The 3,126-nt window shown below is 68.3% G+C and carries 5 protein-coding genes and 1 tRNA gene; 3 read left to right on the top strand and 3 right to left on the bottom strand.

The window, feature by feature from the left end; genetic code table 11:
• Positions 1 to 4 precede the first annotated feature (4 nt).
• Positions 5 to 78 (top strand) — tRNA-Met (locus tag VGZ32_RS24370).
• 71 nt (positions 79 to 149) lie between these two features.
• Here the strand turns inward: VGZ32_RS24370 and VGZ32_RS24365 are convergent.
• On the bottom strand, positions 150 to 1,013 hold the full coding sequence (locus VGZ32_RS24365) for an alpha/beta hydrolase (RefSeq protein WP_326888514.1): 864 nt from the start codon (positions 1,011 to 1,013) through the stop codon (positions 150 to 152).
• A 107-nt stretch (positions 1,014 to 1,120) separates the two neighbouring features.
• On the opposite strand from VGZ32_RS24365, the gene VGZ32_RS24360 reads away from it, so the two are divergent.
• Together VGZ32_RS24360 and VGZ32_RS24355 are read left to right on the top strand one after the other, a co-directional pair.
• Positions 1,121 to 1,528 (top strand): VOC family protein, encoded by a 408-nt coding sequence (locus VGZ32_RS24360; protein WP_326888513.1) that lies wholly within the window; start codon positions 1,121 to 1,123, stop codon positions 1,526 to 1,528.
• 9 nt (positions 1,529 to 1,537) lie between these two features.
• Positions 1,538 to 1,813, top strand: coding sequence for a DUF4031 domain-containing protein (locus VGZ32_RS24355; protein ID WP_326888512.1), 276 nt, complete (start codon positions 1,538 to 1,540; stop codon positions 1,811 to 1,813).
• 43 nt (positions 1,814 to 1,856) lie between these two features.
• Here the strand turns inward: VGZ32_RS24355 and VGZ32_RS24350 are convergent, their stop codons facing one another.
• Complete coding sequence (locus tag VGZ32_RS24350; RefSeq protein WP_326888511.1) at positions 1,857 to 2,495, bottom strand: metal-dependent phosphohydrolase; 639 nt, start codon at positions 2,493 to 2,495, stop codon at positions 1,857 to 1,859.
• Positions 2,492 to 3,007, bottom strand: coding sequence for a helix-turn-helix domain-containing protein (locus tag VGZ32_RS24345; protein WP_326888510.1), 516 nt, complete (start codon positions 3,005 to 3,007; stop codon positions 2,492 to 2,494). The genes VGZ32_RS24350 and VGZ32_RS24345 overlap by 4 nt, the downstream gene beginning before the upstream one ends.
• Positions 3,008 to 3,126: the final 119 nt, after the last annotated feature.

The following is a 3,126-nucleotide window of genomic DNA, read 5'->3' as shown; positions in this document are numbered from 1 at the left end:
CCGACGCGGGGTGGAGCAGCTCGGTAGCTCGCTGGGCTCATAACCCAGAGGTCGCAGGTTCAAATCCTGTCCCCGCTACTACGCAGATGACAGAAATCCCGGCCAGCGCAAGCTGGCCGGGATTTTCGTTATTCCCGATGCTGACGCCATCAGGCCAGGAACTCGGTCAGCGCCGCGCGCAGCTCCTCCGGGAAGGCGAGCACGCCATGGTCCTGACCCGGCAGGACCCTGTGCTGGGCCCCCGGGATCGACTGGGCGACGATGCCAGCGGCGGTTTGCATCCAGTCCCAGGTACGGTCGCCGTTGATGACGAGGGCCGGAGTGCGGATTGTGGTCAGGCGATCGCTCGGGATCTTGTTGACCGGGCCACCCAGCGCTGCGTCGTAGGGCAGGCTGTGGGCCTGTGCCGCCAAGTAAGCCCACTCGCCCTCGGCACGCATCTGCTCGACCACCGGTGCTGGCACGCCTACCTGCTCAGTCAGGAAGAGGGTCGCGGCACCGTCGGCGTCGCCCCGCCCGACGATGTTTTTCAGCCGCTCGAATCCGTCCGCAGGCGGAAGGGGTCGGCTGCCTTCCGGAATGTAGGGCACCTCGTATACCGCGACCTTGTCGACCGGCAGCCCCCGCATTACGGCCTCCAGCGCCAGGATGCCGCCCGAGGAGTGGCCGAAGAGGCTGGCCCGGTCGCCGAGCGCTCCGATGAGTGCGGCTAGGTCCTCGATCTCCCGCTCGACCTCGTCCGCGCCGTCCTTGGCGTTGTCGGTGCTGTCGCCACGCCCGCGCCGGTCGTAGACAACCCCGGTGAACCGCGGCGCGAGGACGCCCGCCACGCCGAGCATCGTGGTGCGGTCGTTGAAGGCGCCGCCGATGAGGATCACCGGCGCGCCGTTCCCGAAGGCCTGATATGCGATTGTCGTTCCATCCGCCGAGGTGACGGTCTTAAGAGCCGGGGCACCCTGCGCCGCGTCGTTCGATGCTGCACTCTCCGCGGCCGGGTTCACGGACTCGCTCATGATTTCCTCCGCCCGTGTCGTAGGTTCACTCTCGTATGGGTAGTCGGACCAGGGTCCGGGTTCTCGACATGCCGCGCCGACATCTTTCATGGCCCCAGGAGCCGCCCATGGCCAGCAGGTTCACCGAACTCGTCATCGACTGCCGGGACGCGCCCGCCCTCGCCGCCTTCTGGTGCGCGGTTCTCGACTACAAGGTCGTCGCGGAGCAGGAGGGCTACACCGAGATCGGTCCGTGGACGCCGGCCGCGGAACAGATCCGGACTGGCAGCATTCCGCCGGCGCTGATCTTCGTCCAGGTCCCCGAAGGCAAGACAGTCAAAAACCGGCTGCACATCGATCTGAGCCCGATCGACCGGTCCCGCGACGCCGAGGTGGAGCGGGTCGTCGGCCTCGGCGCCCGGCGGATCGACATCGGGCAGGGGGAGAAGTCCTGGGTGGTGCTCGCCGACCCCGAGGACAACGAGTTCTGCGTCCTGCGTTCGCTCGCGCCGGGCGAAGCCCCGCCGGACGCGTAAGCTGCGGGCATGACGATCCTGATCGACCCGCCCACCTGGCCGGGGCACGGCCGGATGTGGTCGCACCTGGTCAGCGACGTCTCCCTGGACGAGCTGCACGCGTTCGCGCGGCGTATCGACCTGCCGGCGCGCGGGTTCGAGCGCGACCACTACGACGTGCCCGAGCGGCTGTACCAGGAAGCGCTGGTCGCCGGGGCCGAACCGGTGTCCAGCCGGGAGCTTCTCGCCCGCCTGACCGCCGCCGGGTTGCGTCGGCCGAAGCATCCTCGCGGATCAGCGGCTTAGGCTTAGCGCGACCAGGTCGCCGGTCATCGCCGACCGACCCGGGTCAGCTCTCGAGCGACGCGATTTCCGCGGCCACATTCGCGCGTGCCGCGTCTTCGTACCGGTCGTGCGCCGAATCAGTGTGAAAGAGCCTCGGCAGCGCCAGCAGCTCGCGAAGGATCTTCGCCCGACCGCTGCGGAAAACCGGCTCCAGAACCTGCTCATACTCAGCCCGGATCTGGGTGCGATAGCGCGCATACGTGACCTGATCGCTGCCCAGGATCGCGAGGTCGGCATCGCACAGGACCCCACCGTTCCGGTCGTCTTGCCGCGGTGCGTGATGCTCCGTCAGGCGGACGAGCCGTGCCACTTCCCGCACGGCCGCGTCCGGCTCACCGAGCGTGCGCAGTACAGACTCGGCTAGCTGCGCGCTGTACTCCTCGTTGCTCGGCTCCGAATCCACGTCGATCTCGTACGAGTACACGGCGTCGTGGAACCAGGCCGCGTAACGTACGGCCCTCACGTCCGCGGCAGCATCGGCGAGTTCGTCCACCACGTCGAGGACATGCGCGAGATGTTCTGCCGTGTGATACCGGCGACTCGGATCCTGATAGCGCTCGATCAGCTCCCGACCGTAGTCCGCGGCGCCGACCCCGGCGAGGGCGATCCATCGCTCGAGCAGCGCTTCCGCCTTCGCCGTCAAGCGCGTCCTCCCGGCGCCCCGGCGCGCACCCGGCTGCCAGGACCCGGCTCCAGGTGCAGGTGGGGACGATCGCCGAGATCATGTCCCGCCTCGCAGGTTATCGAGACTCTGACCGGTGCGCCGCACCGCGCGTGCACGGGATAGGCGGGCGGCCCCTCGGGACCGGCCAGATGCCGATCGCCCCAGCCCATGAACGCCAGCAGGATCGGGATGAGCTCGTGTCCGGCATCGGTCAGCCGGTACTCCTGGCGTTCGCGCGACCCTTCATCCCGGTAGGCGACGCGGGTGACGACGCCGAACTCGGTCAAAGCGGCAAGGCGGCGGGACAACACGTTGCGGGCGACGCCCAGATGGTCGGCGAGCTGGTCGAAGCGTCGCACGCCGTTCGCCACGTCGCGCAGGATCAACAGCGCCCAGCGGTCTCCGATCTGCTCCAGCGTGCGTGCGATCGAACAGGCGCTGCTCTCGTACTCGTAGGCGTCGTACGGGCGTTTCGGGGTGACGGGGTCCACAGAGAAACCTTACCTCCTGGGTTGCTCGAGGAAACTTAGGTGCCCTAGCGTGGAGGCGAGCGATCCAACGGATCAGCCGACCGAGAAGGGGCGGGCACATGACGGGGACGGCCGAGTTC

The organism is Actinocrinis sp. (assembly GCF_035938995.1).
Taxonomy (GTDB): domain Bacteria; phylum Actinomycetota; class Actinomycetes; order Streptomycetales; family Catenulisporaceae; genus DASZGI01.
Note: the sequence above shows the minus strand (reverse complement) of the source record. Positions and strands in the feature narration are given on the sequence as shown.